The organism is Sphingobacterium siyangense (assembly GCF_023277505.1).
GTDB classification, from domain to species: Bacteria; Bacteroidota; Bacteroidia; order Sphingobacteriales; family Sphingobacteriaceae; genus Sphingobacterium; species Sphingobacterium siyangense.
Genome location: NZ_CP080574.1, coordinates 87,718 through 109,592, shown reverse-complemented (window position 1 = coordinate 109,592; position 21,875 = coordinate 87,718). Strand labels below are relative to the sequence as shown.

Genomic DNA, 21,875 nt, shown 5'->3' with positions numbered 1-21,875 from the left:
AAAAAAAAAGGTCAAATTATCCCTATTTGGCAATCTATATTGGGTGCGAAGTTATTCGATAGAAGCACGAATTTATTAATTAAAATTTCTACTTTAGCAGATATGACAAAAGAACAAATTCAAGACTTGAGGGATCGTGTTACTTCCCTGAGGAGGCATCTTTGACATCGATGCACGCAAAGAAGAAATAGAAAGAGATCAAGCTATTACGCTTGAAGCGAGCTTTTGGGACGATTCCAAAGCTGCAGAGAAAATACTCTTGGCCATAAAAAACCAAAAGGTATGGACAGACCACTTCGACGAAGTTGCAGCGGCGGTTGAGGACGCCTATGTCATGTATGAATTCTTCCAATCTGGCGACGCAAATGAAAAGGAAGTGGACGACCAATATAAACTAGCTTTAGAGAAAGTTGAGGAGCTCGAATTCAAAAACATGCTTAGCGCCGAAGAAGATCAGCTCGATGCAATTTTACAGATTACAGCTGGTGCCGGCGGGACTGAAAGTTGTGACTGGGCTGCCATGCTGATGCGTATGTATATTATGTGGGGCGAAAAAAATGGGTATAAAGTGACCGAACAGGATTCGCAGGAAGGTGATGTTGCAGGCATTAAGAGTGTAACATTACAGATATCAGGCGATTTTGCTTATGGCTACCTTAAGGGAGAAAACGGTGTACACAGGCTCGTTCGGATTTCCCCGTTTGATTCCAATGCAAAACGCCACACCTCATTCGCGTCTGTTTATGTCTATCCCTTGATTGATGATAATATTGAGATTGATGTTAAGGATTCGGAAATCGAATGGGACACGTTCCGCTCAGGTGGTGCGGGTGGCCAGAACGTTAATAAGGTGGAAACAGCAGTCCGATTACATCACAAACCGACAGGCATTATTATTAAAAATCAGGAATCCAGATCGCAATTACAAAACAAAGAAAATGCGATGCGCTTATTGAAATCGCAGTTATATGAGATTGAAATGCGTAAACGCCAGGAAGCTACCGCTGCTATTGAAGGAAACAAAAAGAAAATAGAATGGGGATCCCAAATTCGAAATTATGTCCTACATCCTTACAAGTTAATTAAAGATCTACGGACCAATTACGAAACATCCAATACACAAGCTGTCCTGGACGGTGATCTGAATGATTTTCTAAAAAATTATCTGATGGAATTTGGCGGATAAATACGATTTAGAAACTCAATCATATTGTAGACGCTCTCTTTTGGGAGCGTCTTTTTTTTTCTCCATCCCTTGCATTTTTTTATTTGGTTTCAGCCGAATTCTTCACCTGACCGACTGCCCCCTTTCCTACACAGTTTGTCACAAAAATTGTCAATTTCTCTTAACAATCAGCAGGCAAATGTTAAAAAACCTTAAAAGTCTACTGCCCATATCGTTATTATATTTTAATCGATTTTTATTACAAAATAAAATTAAAACACTGAAAAAGAACAACTTACTTAACATTAATTTGTATCAAGAACGTTACAATTTGAACAGTGGGGCCATTTTTGGCACAAAATAAAGGCATGTCTTTTGCGTTTATGCAATCGTAATATTTTCATTACAAATGATGCCGATTGCGGTATCGGTTAAATATAGAATGAACGAATGTGTATCTAAAATAGAACGGTTATGAATTACATGAAAGAAAACTCGATCGTATCCAAGCAGATGACCAAACCATGGCAGCCTGCGGTATACGATGTAAATGCAGGAGAAAAGCGATCTGATCATACAGTGAGCAAAAACGAGGAAAGCAACTTTGGTCCAAGAGAATATGGTATTTTTGGAGCGACTTTTTTTATACTATTTGCGTCTGTTTTTGGCGTATACATGCTTCAACCCGATTTTGATGCGTTACGTTTCCAACGTTTAGACAGTATTGGCGGAACATTTTTGATTATTTTCGGGATACTTTTAGCGGCTATTGCCATCAGTTTTTTGATTTTTTTAATTGTACTTCACCGTAAATATAAGCCCATTGCTTCTGTATCGGACGATGAGCTACCTACTTGTACGATTATTGTTCCGGCTTATAACGAAGGGCAGTTAGTCTATGATACCTTACATAGTTTGGCTAGCAGTGATTATCCGGAGAAGAAACTTCAGATCATTGCCATTGACGACGGTAGTAAGGACAATACCTTTGCCTGGATACAACGTGCCAAAATGGAATTGGGCGATCGTGTTGAAATTTATCAGCAGCCCAAGAATATGGGTAAGAGACATGCTTTATACCGTGGATTTAAGTTAGGTACGGGAGAAATCTTTATTACGGTTGATAGTGATTCTATTGTTAAAAAGGATACCATACGTAATATGGCGAGTCCTTTTGTAACAAACAAGGAGTGTGGAGCAGTTGCGGGCAACGTGCGCGTATTGAATACTAAAAAAGCGATTATACCACGTATGTTGAACGTTAGCTTCGTATTCAGCTTTGAGTTTGTACGGTCTGCGCAAAGTATGTTGGGCACGGTCATGTGTACACCAGGAGCCTTGTCCGGCTACCGTAAAGAGGCTGTCATGAACTGTTTGGAGGATTGGATCAACCAGACTTTTATGGGGCAACCGTCCGATATCGGTGAAGATCGTGCAATGACCAATATGATCCTAAAACAAGGTTATCATGTTTTATTTCAATCCAATGCATACGTTTATACCGACACGCCGGTCCGTTATAAAAATTTGTACAAAATGTTCATCCGTTGGGAACGAAGTAACGTGCGCGAAAACATTGCGATGAGTAAATTTGCATTTAAGAATTTCCGTCAAGGACCTAAATGGGGAGCACGTATCTTATTGCTTATGCAATGGAAAAAAGTATTATTGTCTTATCCAATGATGTTTTTGATGCTGTGGACAGTATTTCATTATCCATTAATGTTCTTAAGCTCAACGTTGGTCGGTATCTTAATATTTTCCAGCATTCAGGCCTATTTCTTTGCTTCGAAAAACTCCGACGCCAAAGAAGCTTTTTGGGCTTATAGTTACAGTATATTTTATGCCTTCAGCTTATTCTGGATTACACCGTATGCGATAGCGACAGCCGGACGCAGAGGTTGGTTGACAAGAGGTTAAAAGTAAAGCAAAGAACGTATATTTACAGCTATATATGAGAGATTTTAAGGTAAAAAAAATTGCCGTCATCGGCCAAGGATATGTAGGATTGCCATTAGCAATAGCATTTTCCGATTTTTTCCCGGTGATTGGATTTGACATAAATAAAACACGTATCGAAGAGCTTAAGCAAGGGCTTGACCGCACCCTAGAAACGGATCAAAAAGAGTTAAAACGGGCGCGAGATTTATTCCATACATCTAACCAAAACAAAGGTTATGATGCGAGTAATTCTATAGCTGACATTGCAGATGCAAATGTCTATATTGTAACTGTCCCAACTCCGATAGACCGTTATAATTCTCCAGACTTGTCCCCTTTGTTAAAAGCTTCTAAAATGCTTGGAGAGCTTTTGACAATAGGTGATTTGGTGATCTATGAATCTACTGTTTATCCTGGTTGTACTGAAGAAGAGTGTATACCTGTTTTGGAGACTTTCTCGGGATTAAAATTTAATCAAGATTTTTTTGTTGGCTATTCACCAGAACGCATTAATCCAGGCGATAAAGTAAATTCACTTCAAAAAGTCATGAAGGTGACTTCCGGAAGTACGCCTGAGGCAGGATTGGTGGTAGATGGACTTTATAAAAATATTATTGAAGCCGGGACACATTTGGCCCCCTCAATCAAAGTTGCCGAAGCTGCCAAAGTGATCGAAAATGCTCAGCGTGATGTAAATATTTCCTTTATGAATGAGCTCGCGCTAATCTTCGACCGAGTGGGCATAGATACACAGGACGTGTTAGATGCTGCAGGTACAAAATATAACTTCCTTCGTTTTAAACCGGGTTTAGTCGGAGGCCATTGTATTTCTGTGGACCCTTATTATCTTGCTCAAAAAGCAACTCAACTAGGCTATCATCCCCACGTCATTTTATCTGGCAGAGAGGTGAATGATCAAATTGCTTCTTTCATTGCTTCAAAAGTTGTTAAACTGATGATTCAAAAAAATATCAAATTTGAGGGAGCCAAAGCGCTGGTATTAGGTATTACATTCAAAGAAAATTGTCCTGACATTAGAAACAGCAAGGTCATTGACATGATCCATGACCTCCAAGAGTTTGGTTTAAAGGTAGATGTCTACGATCCATGGGTAAATGTAGATGATGTGAAATCACATTTCAATCTCGATCTAATGTCATCTCTTCCTGAATCTGCAGATTATGACAGCGTTATACTTGCCGTTGGACATCGAGAATTTTTACATTTGGATCTCAACAACTTAAAAAAGAATCCATCCGTTGTTTTTGACATCAAGGGCATACTCGATCGAAAATTAGTGGATGCTCGTTTGTAAGAATAGATTTAAAAGATTTCTAATAGCACTATTCACATCTTTATCTGCTCCCTATTCAAAAAGGAGCAGATAAAGATTTTTTTGTTAACTAACATTTTATGCAATCGTTTGATTAAAAAAAACATCATCATATTTTCTGTTTTTAATACTAACTTAACACCACAATTATAAATTTGGCCTAAAATTAAACTAAGGGAGTACATAAATTGCGGTAATTATGGAACAGTTAGATGACACCGTGCTATTCGTTGGGATTCAAGCCAATGACCGTCATGCTTTTTCGGAATTAGTCAATCGCTATTCTGCTATACTTTTTCGATTTATACAGCGCCGTGTTTCCTGTGTTGAAGACTGTGAAGATATCCTGCAGGAGGTATTTGTCGCCCTTTGGAACAATAGACACAAAATCAGCATTGAGTCCTCCCTCTATCCGTATCTTTTTAAAACAGCCAAATACAAAATCATTGACTGGACCATACAAGAGCAGCGTAAGGTTGTCCGCGCTGAAGCCCTCTTACAGACCTACCAAACACAGTCTACAACAGCAACATCTGAAGAAGAACTCTTGGCAAAAGAGCTCTCGATACTGATCGAGCAAGAAATTGACAAGATGCCTTCAACAATGCGATCTGCTTTCTCGCTTAGCAGAAAAGAATCCATGTCTATTAAAGATATCGCCACCGAACTTGCATTATCAGAACAAACCGTAAAAAACAATATCTCACTGGCTCTAGGCTGGCTCAAGCTTCGATTTAAATAATAGTCCGCTAGACGAACTTGCGTCATGCGGTCTCATTTCCCAATACCTCACATTTAAAAACACTGTAATACAGCAATTTATACCTTTTTTTTGATTTTTCTTCGGTACTTCTCTTCGCATAAGGGGATTATAGGTTTGTATGAAGGAACAAGAATCATCAGATCAAGCCAAAGCCTTGCTTAAAAAATACTTGGAAGGCCAATGTACAGCTGCGGAAGAACAACAGGTACTCCGTTGGTTTTATACATTGGACCAATCCGAGAACGAGCTGTCAGTGAACGAAAATCCACCCGATCTGGCATCACGTATCAATGCAAGATTAGATGCTCAACTATTTGATGAACCCGCACCACTCAAACGAATGAGCTGGGTACGATCTAAATCGATGGTTGCTGCCACCCTTATCGCCGTTTCGGGGTTTAGCTTCTGGTTCTATCAAAAATTGTCCTCGCCAGCACAAATACCGCTTACATTGGCAGCGGAGGTTCGTTCCCACAACAAGACTTTTCACAACGACATCCTTCCGGGAGGACATTATGCAAAACTTATAACACCGACAGGAAAAGAGCAACAGCTCGCAGATCCATTTGTCCAACAGCATAGTTCAACGACAGCTATAGCCGGGAAAAATTTCCGTGTTGATGTACCCAAGGCCGGTACTTATATGGTCATTTTAGAAGATGGTACAAAAGTATGGCTCAATTCGCTCACTCAGCTTTCTTATCCAACACATTTTGAGGCAGATCAACGTCAAGTTACATTAACGGGAGAAGCTTATTTTAAGGTCGCTAAGGATGCTAGCCGACCTTTCCGCATCCACGCCAATGGCACAACGATCGAGGTCCTTGGAACCACATTCAACGTCAACGCGTATCAAAATGAAGTGTCCACGTCACTCGTAGAGGGAAGTGTCAAAGTTCTTAAAGAAGGTAAGCAGACTATTATTAAACCCGGTGAGCAAGCGACAACATTGGCGAATGATATTCAGGTCAAAGTAAGTGATATAGTGAAAAATACAGCATGGCAGCGTGAAGAATTTTATTTCGACGGCAGCAATTTCAACGATATCACGCAGCAAATTGCACGTTGGTATAATGTTGAATTTAAAAATATCGAAGCCATCACTAACGCTTCTACCTACAAAGGCTCCATAAGCAGAAACAGCAAGCTTTCGGAAGTATTGGAAATCCTTGCTTTAGCGACAGGGCGAAAATTCGACATCAACGGTCGGAACGTAATCGTGCAATGAAATTGATTATCTACCTAAAAATACATCTATGGCATAAACATCGACTTATCGCCTGGCAATAACAAAAGAAGGGGATGTTGACGCATCCCCAGTTAAATCCAAGGCTTATTTTACTGATTACCAACAGAAATTTAAAACCTCAAAAATCATTCTAATTTATGAATTTTTTTTCTCCAATGAAAAGGCAGGAGAAAACACGGGAATTCCGGATCCCTCCAGCCTTTAAAACTTTATGTATGATAAAGTTAAGCACTCTTTCTTTGCTTTCCCTTGCTTTGGGAGCATATGCCTCGGGAAATGCACAAACAGTCAATCTCTCCTTAAAAAAAGTAAAGGTTGAGAAAGTTTTACAAGAAATTTCTAAGCAAACAGACTTACGATTTTTTTATGATGAAAAACTGCTGGATAATCTACAGCCCATCAGTGTGGATGCAAATCATGCTTCCATTTCACAAGTGCTATCCAAAGCACTTAAAGGACAGAATCTAAGCTATCAGATTCTCAATAACACCATTGTTATTTCCGAAAAACAACGTACAGATTTCGAAATTACAGGTACAGTTCGCGATTCAAAAGCAGCACTTGCCGGTGTAACGGTGTCTGTAGAGGGAAATTCCGCATTATCTACAAAAACAGATGCCAACGGACACTTCTCGCTTCGGATACCTGAGAAAGCAGTGCTGACATTTCAGTATATGGGCTACACAACAGAGCGTATACAGGTGGGAAATCAACACACATTAAATGTAACTTTACAAACGAGCACATCACAATTAGATGAGGTGGTGGTCGTTGGTTATGGTACACAACGGAAAATAAATTTAACGGGCGCAGTAGACCAGATTTCCGCTAAAGAAATTGAGAATAGACCGGTCACCAATTTAGGTGCTGCCTTGCAGGGATTGATCCCCAACTTGAACATCACCAACGCGAGCGGTAATCCTTCGCAAAGTGCAAAATTCAATATCCGCGGTATCACATCAATCAATGGTGGTGAGCCTCTTATATTAGTAGACAATATTCCTGTCACTGGTGACGAATTAGCGAGACTCAATCCAAATGATTTTGAAAACGTATCGGTCTTAAAAGATGCGGCTTCAGCTGCAATCTATGGAGCTCGTGGAGCATTCGGTGTAGTTCTTGTAACAACCAAATCTGCTAAATCCGAAAAGCTTCAGGTGAATGTAGGAATGAGCACACAATGGCGTACCACCGGTAAATTGCCTGATGTTGTCACAGATCCGCTTACCGTGATGCAATATAAGCACGATGCTGCTTACCCATTATATGATTTGTATCCAGATGCAGTACGTGAATATGCTAAAAAGCTTCAGCAGGATCCGAGTTTGCCTAACACGATCTTGGACCCTACAAACCCAGAAAAATGGGCTTATTATGGCCAAACCGATTGGATGAAGGAAGCCTATAAAAAAATGGCTCCTACCAACACGCTCAACTTGAGTTTGGGTAAAAGAACAGACAAATTAAGTTACTTATTCTCTGGAGAATACTATAAGCTCGGCGGTGCGCTAAAATATGGAAATGACAAACTTAACCGTTACAATGTTCGCAATAAAATGGATATGCAAGTCACTCCTTGGTTGAACTTCGGAAATAATACGGTATTAACAAGCCGACAATACGAAGCTCCTGTTTTCATGGGCGGTGATTTCTTTTGGAATGTGAACCGTACCTCATCTTTGGATGTTCCAAAAAATCCGGATGGCAGCTGGACGCAAGCAGGCGCTGGCCTTTTGGGACTATTACAAGAAGGGGGACGAAGAAAAGAAAATATCAACGAGTTCCAAACAACATTCAATGCCAAAGCAGATCTGATCAAAAACATATGGACAGCTAACGCAGATGTTACTTTCCGTCGTTCCTTTGGTGTAACAGATGGGTATGATCGTCCTGTGCAGTACAAGACAGGGCCGAATGCTACGCCTCAGTATGCTGGTGGAACTGTACCTTCCGCATATAAGCAGCAGGAAAACACCCGATATGATGTAATCAACGTGTATACACAATATACACAACAGTTTAATGACCACCATGTCAGCGCCTTAGTCGGTTATAACCAAGAATATAGAAATACAGAAAAGAATTATGCGCTTAAAAATGGTCTTTATTCGGCTGATATACCATCCATCGGCTTAGGTAGTGGAGCGACAACAGTTACCCATAGTATCGACGATTATGCACTGCAAGGTGTATTTTATCGTCTGAACTATGATTATAAAGGGCGTTACCTTATTGAATCCAATGGCCGTCTGGACGGTTCCTCACGTTTTCCTCAAGGAGACCGCTGGGGATTTTTCCCATCGGTATCTGCGGGGTGGGTACTTTCTGAAGAACAATTCTTTAGCCCGCTCAAATCTGCGATCAACTTTTTGAAACTAAGGGGCTCTTATGGACAATTGGGCAACCAAACCGTCTATGACAAGTATATGAATCCACTAAGTTATCCCTATTTGCCGTCTATGACAGTGGATAACAGCATTCCTAGATTTATTGAAGGTAATCGTCCGATATCCTTGAATCCACCATTAGTGGTCGCCAAATCCTTAACATGGGAGCGTATTTCAACAATCAATGGGGGTATTGACTTTAATCTACTCAACAGTCGCCTAAATACGACATTTGATATTTACAAACGGACCAATGAGGGTATGCTGATCCCAGGAAGAACTCTTCCCGGTGCCTTTGGTGCTGACGCACCGAACTTCAATGCGGCCGACATGAAAACGAATGGTTGGGATCTACGCATTAGCTGGAAAGACAAATTCGACCTAGCTGGATCGCCATTCCATTATAACGCGACATTTACACTAGCAAACAGCAAAGCCACAATTACCAAATTTGACAACCCAACGGGCGATATTAGACAGCATTACGCCGGACAGCGCATCGGTGAGATATGGGGTCTTCAAGCAGATGGTTTCTTCCAAAATGAAGATGAGCTAGCCAAATTGGATCAAACCGATGTAGGAACGGATGATCAGCAATATAAATACTATGTTGGTGATATCAAGTTCAAGGATATTGCGGGCGGGCCCGATGGAGGACCTGACGGTAAGATCACTAAAGGTAAACAAACCCTTGCTGACCATGGTGACCTCAAGATTCTAGGCAATTCAGAAATTCAATACCCCTATAGCTTAGACCTTTCAGGTTCATGGAAAGGTTTTGATCTACGTGTATTTCTTCAAGGTGTCGGAAAAAGAGACTGGTATCCACCGGGAAGCCAAATCTATTTCTGGGGAATTTATGCACAACCCTGGACGAATGTGACCAAACAGAACTTAGACCATTGGTCTCCAGATAACAGAGACGGGTATTTCCCACGGATAAAATCTTACAGTGCAGAAGATACTGGGCAAGAACTCGGCATACCTAATACACGTTATTTGCAGAATGCAGCCTATTTAAGGGTAAAAAACATCACTTTCGGCTATAGCCTTTCGCAGAATTTCACAAAAAGAATAGGCTTACAGGCCGTCCGCTTTTATGTAAGTGGCGAAAATCTATTTGAACGTTCAGGACTCAAAGTAAGCATAGACCCAGAAGCGTTAGGCGATACAAAAGTATATCCTTTCCAACGCACCTATGCCTTTGGATTAAATGTTAAGTTTTAATACGCATATTCATGAAAATATTTCATTATACTACACTAGCATTGTCTTTATCACTATTGACAATAAGCTGTAATAAAGACTTTTTGGATCGCAGCAACAAGACGGCTGTCACAGATCAAAATTTCTTTAAAACTCCAGAAGATCTCAAGACTTATACCAATGGTTTTTATCGATTTATAGGCGCATCATATGACGATATCTTCACCGATAATATCGGTGGGTTCACAGGGAGCAGTTCAACCAACAATATGCTCCGTGGCACACTAACACCAGGCAACGCATCTGGATGGTCGGATGAATGGAAAAATTTACGCCGCATCAATTATATGATGGATCACCTTGGTACTGTAACCGGCGATCAAGCACAAATAGACCATTACGTTGGAATTGCCCGCTTCTTTCGTGCCTACATCTACTTTAATTTAGTGCGCGATTATAACAATGTTCCTTGGTATGATACGGCTTTGGGTGCTGAGGACGAAGCCATGTACAAAGACCAAGATTCGCGCGAAGTGGTCGTTAAACATATTATGGAGGATCTTGAATTTGCCGCAGCCCATATCAGAGAAGATAAAGTAGCCGGTAATTTCAAAGAGCGTGTCACACAAGGCGCTGCATTAACACTATTAGCGCGCATTGCCTTACACGAAGGAACATTCCGTAAATACCACGAGGAGTTAAATTTACAGGCTACAGCAGATGAATTCTTAAAAAGAGCAGCTTCAGCATCCCAAGAAGTTATCAGTTCCGGAAAATACAAAATTCATAATACTGGTGCCAAAGAGGTCGACTTTAGAACATTGTTCAGCAGCAACAATTTATCCTCGAATACAGAAGCGATTTTTATCCAAAAGAATGACCGTTCACTGGGTATTGCAAACAATTCACACACCGTATTGGACTGGCAGTGGGCATTAAGCGGAGAATTGATGGAAGAATTTCTAACAGCTGACGGAAAATCTTTTACATCGACTCCGGATTACAAAACGAAAACCTTTACGCAAATATTTCAAAACAGGGACCCTCGCCTGGCTGAAACCATTATGCCTGCCGGATTTAAGACTGATCCGAATAACCCCACAGCTTATTTAATAAAACCTAGTTTTGGTGGATATTTACAGATTAAATTCTACCCTAGAGATCCTGCTCTTCGTGGCGGTTGGAATGCAAACTACACCGATCTTCCTATTATGCGTTATGCCGAAGTATTGCTTATCAATGCTGAAGCGAAAGCTGAATTGGGTACGCTTACACAAGCTGATCTGGATGCAACCGTGAATGTTTTACGTGGACGCGTCGGTGTACCAGCCTTACTGTTAGCAACGGCCAATACACAGGTAGATCCTGTTCTTGCTGCACGCTATCCGAACGCTCAAGGGGCCAATAAAGGGGCCTTGTTAGAGATCCGTCGTGAGCGCCGGGTTGAGCTTGCCTGTGAAGGTTTCCGTTTCAACGATGTGCTACGCTGGAAAACAGGAGACCTACTAGCCGTTGCCCCACATGGAATCTACGTGCCTGCATTAGGAGCTATGGACGTTACAGGTGATGGAAATCCGGATATTGCCATTCTTGAAAATGAGAAAGCAACAGGTCCAATTGACCAGTTACCGGATGCTGTAAAAACCAAGCTGGTAAAATATTACCTCGATGGAGGTGCATTCTACCTCAGCAATGGTACTTCGGGGTATATTATGATGACTGTTGACCAAAAAAATAAGCGGTCATTTGTCTCTCCAAAATATTATTACAAACCAATCCCATTGGGTCAAATAACATTGAATCCCAATTTAAAACAAGTATTCGGATGGGATAAATAGTTAATAACCTTAATCACTTTTTGCTAGCTCTGAAACCGGAGCTAGCTTTTTTATTTAAACAACATGAAATTACTCAAATTACTTGCCTGCTGTCTCCTTCCTATTCCCTCCCTTTTTGCACAACAACGCATTGGTCGGGTTTTTGAAGATCAGAATGCGAATAACCTGTTCGAAAAGAACGAAAATCTCCTAGGCGGAATCACTGTATCCGATGGCTATGATGTGGTAAAAACAAATAGAGACGGAACGTATACGCTGCCCTATAACCCCAATGCCCGCTTTTTGTCTGTCACTGTGCCCAGTGGTTACAAGGCTACCAAAACACATTACATTCCATTGCGTGCGGATGCCAAAAATCTAGACTTCGCTTTAGTCAAAGATGCGGTTCAACAAAACGATTTTCTACGCTTTATCCAAATCACGGATACAGAAACACCGCTATACGGACCTTGGATTGACAATGTCAGAAACTACGCCAAGCAACAGCGTGCAAGTCTGATCATGCATACCGGAGATATCTGCTATGAACCGGGCATGCTTTTTCATGCCAAGCAGGTCAACAGTGAACTCATGGGCAGACCCACCTATTATACTGTCGGAAATCATGATCTTGTCAAAGGTGAATATGGCGAGAAGCTATTTGAAGATCTATTTGGACCGACTTATTACTCATTCGACGCCGGGCCGGCTCACTTCGTCGTTACACCAATGCCAAATGGCGACTATAAACCCAGCTACACCGCTGATCAGATCATAGCTTGGCTCAAAAAAGATCTAGCTGCCATGGATAAATCCAAGCCATTGATCTTTATTAACCATGACTTCTTTGTAGGGCCTGATTTTGTACTTAAAGGAGAAAAAGAACAGATCGATTTAAAGCAATATAACCTTAAGGCCTGGTTCTATGGGCACTGGCACAACAATTTCGTCTTCAAACAAAATGGTGTCTATGTCGTTTGTTCCAATGCCCCTAACAAAGGTGGTATTGATAATTCTGCCGCACAGTTTGTTGTCGTCGATATTGACAAACAAGGTATCAAGAATATCAAGCCGATCTACACAAACTTACGTGATCACGTCCAGTTGGTACGGCCCGTGGAAAATCAGTCGTTAAACGCTGACCAAACGCTGCCTATACTGGTCAACGCCTACGATAGTGAGCGACAAATACAGGGCGTAGACCTCACAATATCCGCACATGAGACCGGAAATCGCATAAGCTCGATTTCGCTGAAAGCTTCCGGAGATTGGACATGGCAAGCAAATGTTCCTTTCCAAAAACAAAATCACAAAGGACAACACGATGCACTTATCACGATTCGCTACGAGAATGGCGAACAGACCTTAAAGAAAGAAACGTTTAGCCTCGCGCCAGCAGAAAATGATAAGATCAAACTACAGTGGTCCACTTCAGTCAATGGAAATATCTGGAAAACAAGCCCTCTGGTAGTTGGCGATAAACTTTTTATAGCCACAATGGATGATGGCATAGGAACCAATCATGCAATCAAAGCCCTGGATAGACGGAGTGGAAAAGTATTATGGTCTCTGCCAACGATAAATTCCATTAAGCATAGATTACGTTTCAGTGATGGTATATTGTTGGCCACCGATGTTGAAACCAATGTCTATGCAATAGATGCAAATACAGGGAAAATCCTGTGGACAAAGAAACCTTCGGCTCCAAGTCTCCCGACCTTTGTTTCTGGCGCTGCGCTTGCCAACGGGATTTATTATACTGGATTAGGAAAACGAATGTCGGCGATTGATATCCATACAGGCAAACCGTTATGGGAAGGTGTAGAACCGTCAGGCGGAGAAGCTACTCCAGCAGAGCTATCGGTTGTCGGTCAAGTTCTTTTAGCTGGATACAACTGGAATGCACTCTGTGCTTATGATATCCATACTGGAAAACTGCTCTGGAAACGTCAGGAAGATGGTTTACGGTTTAGAAGTGGTGGGGTAACAGCTCAAAATGATTACATCTATACGACCGGCCTCAATGGCATCTTTAAGATCGATCTAAAAACGGGAGAAATCTCACAGAAGAGCATTAAAACCGACGATTTCAAGGTGATGACTGCACCAAAGATCAGTGAAAACCTTTTGGTTATGCCAACTTCCACCAACGGAATAAAAGCCTATGATCTGCAGACTTTGGAAGAGAAGTGGCATTTTTCCACTGGAGAAGCGCTTGTCTATTCTTCTGCATACAGTAGTCCTGATAACCATAAACTGGTCGGTACAGTTGAATCTGCAGTTATTGAAGTCAAAGACAAGTTAGTTTTTGGTGCTTCAGACGGCTATGTCTACGTCCTTAATAAAGCGGGTAAACTCCTATCAAAATTCAACCTGGGTTCGCCGATATTTTCAGACATCACGGTGGATGGCGATTTGATTTATGTGGCTGATTTCGCAGGAAATGTTTCCTGCTTTAAACTCTAGTATTTATACATAGAACAAAAAAGGGAGGTGCTAACTTTAAAATGAGTTAGCACCTCCCTTTTTCTTTTATTCTTAAAAAGTGTACACACCCATTCGACTTATGATCAGCGAATCTTGGGATACCTAATCTTACCTAAAGTCAGATACGGTTGTCCATCTTTTTTAACCGACAAAACCTATTTGTCTGTTTCTACAACTTACATCCAACTTACGCTACCAGTTTCAACATCATAGTTTGCGCCAACAATCTTAATTTTACCCTCTTCTTCAAGTTTACGAAGCGTTGAACTTTGTCTGCGAATGTCACGGATCGCATGTTTAATGTTCTGTTGATTTAGTTTTTCAAGCAACACACTATTTTTAGAAGAACGTTCTTCCCCCTTATCGATCACCTCATTAATGATCGGGTCGAAATGATTAATCAAATGATTTAGGTTATCCATTCCCATACCCTCAATCTGTGCCGCATCCAATCCTCCTTTTAATGCTCCACATTTGGTATGCCCTAGAACGACAACAAGTTTAGAACCTGCCACATTGCAACCAAACTCCATCGAACCTAAAATATCTTGATTGACAAAATTTCCGGCAATCCGGATACTGAAGATATCGCCCAATCCCTGATCAAATATAAGTTCAGCTGAAGTACGGCTATCGATGCAGCTTAGCACCACGGCAAATGGCCATTGTCCCTCACGCGTAGCGTTCACCTGTTCAAGTAGATCGCGGTTAGCTTTCAGGTTATTAACAAAGCGCTGGTTTCCCTCCTTCAGGAAATTTAATGCTTTTTCAGGTGTAATCGTCGATTGTGTTTCGTACGTATGTGCCTTCATAAAATTTTATTATTTGGAATATTAAAGGTAAAATTAATACGTTACATTTTAATTACCAATAGGAGAAAATACCTGTAATTTCTTATATAGCCCCAGTGACTTCGTTCTTTGTGTAATAATCCATCCAAGCTTTAATTCTTCCGACAAACATTTTAAGATAGTTTTCTGTCAAAAATATGTTGGACCAATCAAATCTTTGTGCCTGTACGCCCAGATAAAAAATAAAAATAGATGCGCCAGCTTTTGGTATTAAGCTGAGCTCTTTTTCAGATAAAAATCTATTGCTCTGGTATCCACGTAAGAAGCTTTGAATTTTTAATTCATACTGCTCTTTATCTGATTCTATGAAAAACAGTTGTTTGCAGAAATATCCAACATCTAAAATTTGCCATCCATTTCCACAAAAGTCAAAGTCAAAAATCGTAATCTCCTTTTCAGCCGTAACGGCCATATTATCATACCATATATCCATATGAATAATTCCGGTTTTCGTATTATCGAAATCTGAATTTTGAAAATTTCCTCCAAATTCCCTAATGAATTCCATTTCTGGCAACTTGTCCGAAAAGAATTGTTTTAAATACGCATAAGGCAGTTCTATAAGAGACTCCTTATGATAAGATACTCGGTTAATGTTCTTGTTTTCGGTATGGTTGTGCATATTCGCCATTAGAGAACCTATTCGAAAACAAGTTTCGTTGTCCATAAATCGAATTTTCTCACCTTGAGCAAAGGAAAAAAGTACAACGTATCTGTTTCCTTCAGGAGCATTTATTTCTTGAATGAATGCTCCATCTTTATCTTCAATTGGAAAAGAAACACTTAAATTTTCATTCTTCAATGATTTCAGAAGTTCAAGCTCTTCAATAATTTCGGTTCTTGACCTCCAATTATGACTATAAACTCGCAAAACGTATTTCGTTTCGGTGTTGGAAAGAAAATACGTGTGATTCATTCCTGTTCTGAATAGGGTACAATTGTATTTGTCGTCTAGGCCATATCTATCTTTCACAAAATCTCCTAATTGTTTGGCAGAAAGAGTAGAGGCTATAACCGGAAATGTTGTCATTTTTTTTACGTTAAATTTATAGTTTCGTTGATGAAGGATGTTTTTCCATTCAGGGTTATGATCAATAGCAGATTATTTTTTATCCCCCTACAACTTTTGTTTATGACTCACTTTGTTCCCGGAAGTTCATATTGGTTTTGTAGATACTAATAGCAAAAAAAAGCTTGCAATATGATTTGCAAGCTTTTTTAAGTTTTAATCTTTCGATCTGTAGCCCGTAGGGGAATCGAACCCCTGTTTCAAGAATGAAAATCTTGCGTCCTAACCCCTAGACGAACGGGCCGTTTTCTGTTTCGGTGTGCAAATATAGAAATATTTATAAATGTGTCAAAATTTTTATCTTTTTTTTATTCATTTTTTTTGAAATAGATCATAAAACCCTCTAGAATAGCTATATTTAGAGTCATTGAAAAAGTAACCAACATGACTAATTTTAAAAAAATCAAAAAACCGCTACTCTATGCCGGACTAGGCTTGGCTTTATTAAGTCAGGAAGCCTATGCCCAGAAATCGAGCGCTATCGCAGATCAACTGCAACTCACCTGGAAGGTCAAAGACGGACAGAATATCCGTAAAAATCCGGTATCCACCCTAATTTTAAAAAACAAGGGAAAAAGTGCTGTTCAACTCAACGACTGGAGCCTCTGGTTTAATTTTATCCGATCTATCGATCCCGATAAGGTCGACAAACGTTTTGCGATAGACCACCGAAACGGAGATCTCTTTCAGGTTAGCTTTAAGAAAAATAACTTTTTATTAAATGCGCAAGATACAGTCCACATCGATTTTATCACGACTGGACTGGTCAATTATACGGATGGGCCAATTGGTCTATACCTAAAAAATAATAAGACCGGGCTTGCAACAAATATTTCGGATTATTCTGCGGTTAAAATTGCTCCCCAGTCGGACGCTGAAAAAACAGCTTACTTTGCTTTTAAATACGATCAAAATAAGCTGGTAGAGGGTATAGCAGCACAGCATATCATCCCTTTACCAAGCAATATCAGCATCAATAATAACGAAAAATTCAACCTATCGACAGGTACAAATTTTTTTATTGACCATGAATTTGCTAGCGAAGGAGGCTTTCTGACAGACTTCCTGACCAGCTATTCAGGCGTTAAGCTAGCAGCTTCATCCAGTCCACAAGGCGGCATTGAGATTGTCAAAGCAAACAACTTAAAGCCCGAATCCTATCACTTGACGATTGGTGCTAAAGGTGTACGAATAGAAGCATCAGATAAAGCTGGTGCATTTTATGCCATACAATCGTTAAAATCGTTGATCAATCACAGTCAATGGAACAAAGGCATAAAATCGATCACATTACCATTCTGCAACATTGAAGATAGCCCGCGCTATGGGTACCGTGGATTTATGCTGGATGCTGCCCGTAATTTCCATAGCAAAGCCGAGGTTTTAAGAATATTGGATCTCATGGCTTCTTACAAGTTGAACAAGTTCCATTTCCACTTCATTGACGACGAAGGTTGGCGATTGGAAATTCCAGCCCTACCCGAATTAACGACTATCGGAGCCAACCGTTCGGCCAATTTTGAAGATGGAAAGGCAATACAGTCTGCTTATGGATCTGGCGCTACCGCTAAGCCGCATCAATTCTACAGTGTTGCTGACTATATCGAAATTTTAAAATATGCTCAGGCAAGACATATAGACGTCATACCAGAGGTAGAAACTCCTGGTCATGCCCGCGCAGCGATCAAAGCGATGCGCGCGCGTTTTGCGCATTACTCAAAACTTGGTGATAAACAAAAGGCGGAGGAATTCCTGCTTGACGATGCAGAGGACAAATCTGTTTATAATTCTGCACAAAACTGGAATGACAATGTCATGAACCCTGCCCTACCGTCAACCTATCACTTCCTGAGCAAAGTGATCGATGAAATCAAAGCGATGCATGATCAAGCTGGAGTTCCGTTGAAAATTATCGATTTGGGAGGCGACGAGACGCCAAGTGGTGTTTGGGAAAAATCGCCAAAGGTATTGGCCTTTATGAAGGAAAATAATATCGCCAATGTACTCGATGTATGGCCACTGTATATTACCAAAATTAATACCCTTGTTCAAGAAAAAGGGTTAACGATGTCTGGATGGGAAGAAATGGGTATGCGCAATAAAGGAAAAGGCATGGTTGTAAATGCCGATCTAGGAAAATCCGGCATCCATTTGAATGTATGGAACAATCTCCCTGGCCAAGGACAGGAAGACCTCGCCTATCGATTGGCAAATGCAGGATATAAAGTTGTTTATACGAGTGCTGCAAACAACTACCTGGATATGTCTTGGGACCGTGATTTTGCTGATCCAGGACACAGCTGGGTCGGTACGGTTAATCTGAATAGAACTTATTCGTTTTCTCCTGAAAATTTCTTCATCAATCTGCGCAAGGATGACACCGGAAAAGATCTTAGACCTGAGGCATACACCAATAAAGAACAGCTTACAGCGGAAGGGAAGAAAAACCTCCTCGGTATCAAAGGCGCCTTATGGGCAGAAAAGGTATCTACTGACCAGCGTCTTGAGGAAATGATATTTCCACGTTTAATAGCGATTGCTGATCGCGCATGGGCACCCGAACAAACTTGGGAAAAAGGAAATTCTTTTGACGAGGCCACTTATCGTAAATCGTATACCTCCTTTATCAAAAAATTAGGTGAGGATGAATTGAGAAAACTGGATAAGATAAATGGAGGCTATACCTATCGACTTCCTAAAATTGGAATCAAGAAAGAGGGTAGCCAACTCCTTATCAATACCGATTATCCTGGTTTCAAAGTCTATTACAGCGACAACGGCACTACGCCAACTTTGAAATCCAAAATAGTGAACAGTCCGATACCATTCCAGACTGGAAAGAAATACTTATTTAAAGTATTTGATGCGAAAGGACGATCAGGTGATGTAATCAGCTATTAATTCATTGGGCCGCAAAATGATAAACGCTATTGGCATTGACAATAAAAAAAAGCTGCCTAAAATAACATCAGTCACTTCAAAAATCGGCTGTTTGAACTGGCACTTAAGCTGATAAAGGCAAAATAGAATAAAAATAGGGCTGTCCAAACTTCTTTGGACAGCCCTTCTATTTTATATCGATGTTGTATCCTTAAAACTTATAACTCAATGCAACAGCAGCATTTCTTGGATCGATCTGATTAATAAAACCACCTCGGAAGTATGAATTCAATCCAATCTCATTGGTGATATTATTTACAAATACTTTCGCATCAAATTTGCGCCATTTGTATCCCACCTGTGCATTTAATGTGGTATAAGCTGGCATATTGAAAGGTTCTGTACCATAATATTCGCCATGTCCATTTGGCGTTAAGCTATATTCATTGACAGGTCGGTCTCCAACATAATAAATGCCCGCACTTAAACTCAGGTTCCGAAGAGCTCCTTGATCAAATACATATTGTATCCATGCATTTGCCGTATGTTTTGGCGCATTCATCGGTGCCGATCCATCCATATAAGAAGGTGAATTTTTATATCGCGCATCTAAATAGGCATAGCCCAACATCACTGTTAAATTTTCCAATACACGACCGTTCAACTCAGCCTCAATTCCATCGCGTACCAGATCCCCTGCCTTAAAGTATAATCCTGTAGGATCATTGGTTCCGGCCTTATACTCCGCATTGGTCAAGTTAGAGGTATAGATATGGAAATAGGTTAAATTGAAACGTAACCGATTATTCAGCCAATCGGATTTAATTCCCCCCTCAAATTGTTCGGTTTTAGAAGCACCTGCTGCTGTACCATCGGTTAATGGATTCGCAGCATTCCTTAAATTCGTTGAGTTTGTATAAGACCCAAATACATTAAAATTCTCAAATGGCGTAACAATCACCCCCGCCATTGGATTCCATGCAGACTCCCTTTTATTACCGTTTGATGTGAAATCTTTTGTTGTAATTTCGGAATAACGTAAACCTAATACAGCCTTAATGTATTTATTAAATTCAATAACGTCCTGCCCCATAAATCCGATAGAAGAATAATAACTTCGCACAGGCGTTCCTGCTGTGTAGGCGATTTGCTTTCCTTTTCGCTGGTTTCCCAAAGAATCGACGTAGACAACCTCGGATAGATCATTTACCCAATCGCCGTGAATATCAATAATATCAATTACATTACTATTTTGATCCGCTTTTTTCAAAAGAACATTTTTCTCCAGTGGACTTAATTTTCCTGCAAAAGAAGTTGTTGTCGCATCAGCAATACGATAGTCCACCCCAGCTTGAACCAAATGTTTTACTTTACCCGTATAAAGATCTTTTCCAATCAAGTCAAACTGAAAAGTTTTATTCTTGTCATCGCGCAGGTTTTTGCTCATTGAGCGCGAGAATGTATTATATTGTTTTGCATCGTCTTTAATCAATGAGGAAGAAGACGATTGGTTATCAACCTGGTAAGATGAAGTTGCAATAGAAGCTCTGATGCTCCAGCGATCGGTCAATTCATGATTTATCTGGGCCATAAAGCTCTTCATCTCTGTATTATTATTATCGGAATTGAAGCCCAAAAACTTATTGTTCGGGATAACATATAGCGCATTCACCCCTTGCGAAGGATTTAAATTGACTGCGGAATTAACCGGCGTGCGATTATCGTTAAAATAATCACCCTCCAAAGTAATTGTCGTCTTATCCGTTGGTTTCCAAGCTAAGGATGGATTTAGATAAACACGGTTGGAGGATACACTTTTGCGGTAGCTATCGCTACGTTCATAAGCGCCATCCATTCGAAAAGCAACGGTCTCTTTCTTATCTAGTACCGTTTGGAAATCAAAGGTTGGGCGGAATTGCCCCCAGCTTCCTGCACGGACACCAATCTCTCCAGAATTCGTGAAATTAGGAGTTTTAGTGACCACATTAATTACCCCACCAGCATTACCAATATCAGTAATAACGCCCTGTGTAACCGCAGCAGACCCTTTAATCATTTGAATAGACTCCACACCTTGCATATCAACGACTCCAGATGCAGTCTGAAATTGAGAGTCCATCCGCACACCGTTCTTCAATACAGGTACCCCTCTGAAACCACGTGTTGACAAAGATTCTTTAACACCGCCATAAGAACCAAACAAGGTTACACCCGGAATATTTCTTACAGCGTCCGTCAACGTAAGAATACCCTGATCTTGAATTACCTTATTGGATATGACAGAAATACTCTGAATTTGATCCGAAGGTTTTAATGGCATACGTGTGATCATTTCCAAGCCTTTTGGCTTTTTGTTGCGTTCACCAAACACTTCTACCTCATCAATTGCCTGCTCATTGCTCACCAGGGTAATTGGATCAATAACCACTTCAGGGCTCTTCGTGCTAAAAACATAATCGATAACGGTTGTCTGGTAGCCCATATAAGTGAATTTAATCACCGTATTTTGGTCGACGCCATGCAGTCTAAAATGACCTCTATAGTCTGTACGGACCTTTTTATCTCCGATTGAAACGGTTACTGAACTTAAGGGATTATTTTGTGTATCGACGACTTTACCTTTGACGATTCCCGAGGTTTGACCATATACTGCACCTCCGATTAAAAATGTAGAAGCGAGAGCTAGTAAGTGTTTGTCCATGTTAATAATTTTGGGTAATTATTTTT

At 40.5% G+C, this 21,875-nt stretch carries 12 protein-coding genes and 1 tRNA gene; 9 read left to right on the top strand and 4 right to left on the bottom strand.

Annotated elements, in window-relative coordinates; all coding sequences use genetic code 11:
• Nucleotides 1-102 precede the first annotated feature (102 nt).
• The 8 genes from prfB to K2F45_RS00450 all read left to right on the top strand — a co-directional run bounded on the left by prfB (nt 103) and on the right by K2F45_RS00450 (nt 14,327).
• Nucleotides 103-1,186, top strand: a protein-coding gene (gene prfB / locus K2F45_RS00485; RefSeq protein ID WP_157625830.1) for a peptide chain release factor 2 whose coding sequence is annotated in 2 segments (ribosomal slippage) — nt 103-162 and nt 164-1,186 — 1,083 coding nt in all. Because the reading frame shifts where the segments join, the coding sequence is not laid out codon by codon here.
• A gap of 453 nt (nt 1,187-1,639) precedes the next feature.
• Nucleotides 1,640-3,085, top strand: coding sequence for a glycosyltransferase family 2 protein (locus tag K2F45_RS00480; protein WP_216640422.1), 1,446 nt, complete (start codon nt 1,640-1,642; stop codon nt 3,083-3,085).
• Nucleotides 3,086-3,119: 34 nt separating this feature from the next.
• Entirely contained in the window at nt 3,120-4,421 is a 1,302-nt protein-coding gene (locus K2F45_RS00475) for a nucleotide sugar dehydrogenase (protein WP_075990509.1), read from the top strand.
• A 217-nt stretch (nt 4,422-4,638) separates the two neighbouring features.
• Nucleotides 4,639-5,181, top strand: a complete 543-nt coding sequence (locus tag K2F45_RS00470) for an RNA polymerase sigma factor (RefSeq protein WP_075990508.1) — start codon at nt 4,639-4,641, stop codon at nt 5,179-5,181.
• A 139-nt stretch (nt 5,182-5,320) separates the two neighbouring features.
• On the top strand, nt 5,321-6,430 hold the full coding sequence (locus K2F45_RS00465) for a FecR domain-containing protein (RefSeq protein ID WP_075990507.1): 1,110 nt from the start codon (nt 5,321-5,323) through the stop codon (nt 6,428-6,430).
• 236 nt (nt 6,431-6,666) lie between these two features.
• The gene (locus K2F45_RS00460; RefSeq protein ID WP_083663777.1) at nt 6,667-10,065 is read left to right on the top strand and encodes a TonB-dependent receptor; all 3,399 of its coding nucleotides are present in this window, start codon (nt 6,667-6,669) and stop codon (nt 10,063-10,065) included.
• Between the two features lie 11 nt (nt 10,066-10,076).
• Nucleotides 10,077-11,882, top strand: a complete 1,806-nt coding sequence (locus K2F45_RS00455) for a RagB/SusD family nutrient uptake outer membrane protein (RefSeq protein ID WP_075990505.1) — start codon at nt 10,077-10,079, stop codon at nt 11,880-11,882.
• Nucleotides 11,883-11,945: 63 nt separating this feature from the next.
• Entirely contained in the window at nt 11,946-14,327 is a 2,382-nt protein-coding gene (locus K2F45_RS00450) for an outer membrane protein assembly factor BamB family protein (RefSeq protein WP_075990504.1), read from the top strand.
• A gap of 197 nt (nt 14,328-14,524) precedes the next feature.
• Here K2F45_RS00450 and K2F45_RS00445 read toward each other — a convergent pair whose 3' ends face one another.
• The 3 genes from K2F45_RS00445 to K2F45_RS00435 form a co-directional block, all read right to left on the bottom strand.
• The gene (locus K2F45_RS00445; RefSeq protein ID WP_075990503.1) at nt 14,525-15,160 is read right to left on the bottom strand and encodes a carbonic anhydrase; all 636 of its coding nucleotides are present in this window, start codon (nt 15,158-15,160) and stop codon (nt 14,525-14,527) included.
• A gap of 82 nt (nt 15,161-15,242) precedes the next feature.
• Nucleotides 15,243-16,229: a phosphotransferase gene (locus tag K2F45_RS00440; protein WP_075990502.1), complete on the bottom strand. Its 987-nt coding sequence runs from the start codon at nt 16,227-16,229 to the stop codon at nt 15,243-15,245.
• A 211-nt stretch (nt 16,230-16,440) separates the two neighbouring features.
• A tRNA-Glu gene (locus K2F45_RS00435) sits at nt 16,441-16,512 on the bottom strand.
• A gap of 140 nt (nt 16,513-16,652) precedes the next feature.
• On the opposite strand from K2F45_RS00435, the gene K2F45_RS00430 reads away from it, so the two are divergent.
• The gene (locus K2F45_RS00430; protein ID WP_248932773.1) at nt 16,653-19,169 is read left to right on the top strand and encodes a family 20 glycosylhydrolase; all 2,517 of its coding nucleotides are present in this window, start codon (nt 16,653-16,655) and stop codon (nt 19,167-19,169) included.
• Between the two features lie 190 nt (nt 19,170-19,359).
• Here the strand turns inward: K2F45_RS00430 and K2F45_RS00425 are convergent, their stop codons facing one another.
• Nucleotides 19,360-21,849 (bottom strand): TonB-dependent receptor, encoded by a 2,490-nt coding sequence (locus K2F45_RS00425; RefSeq protein WP_248932772.1) that lies wholly within the window; start codon nt 21,847-21,849, stop codon nt 19,360-19,362.
• Nucleotides 21,850-21,875: the final 26 nt, after the last annotated feature.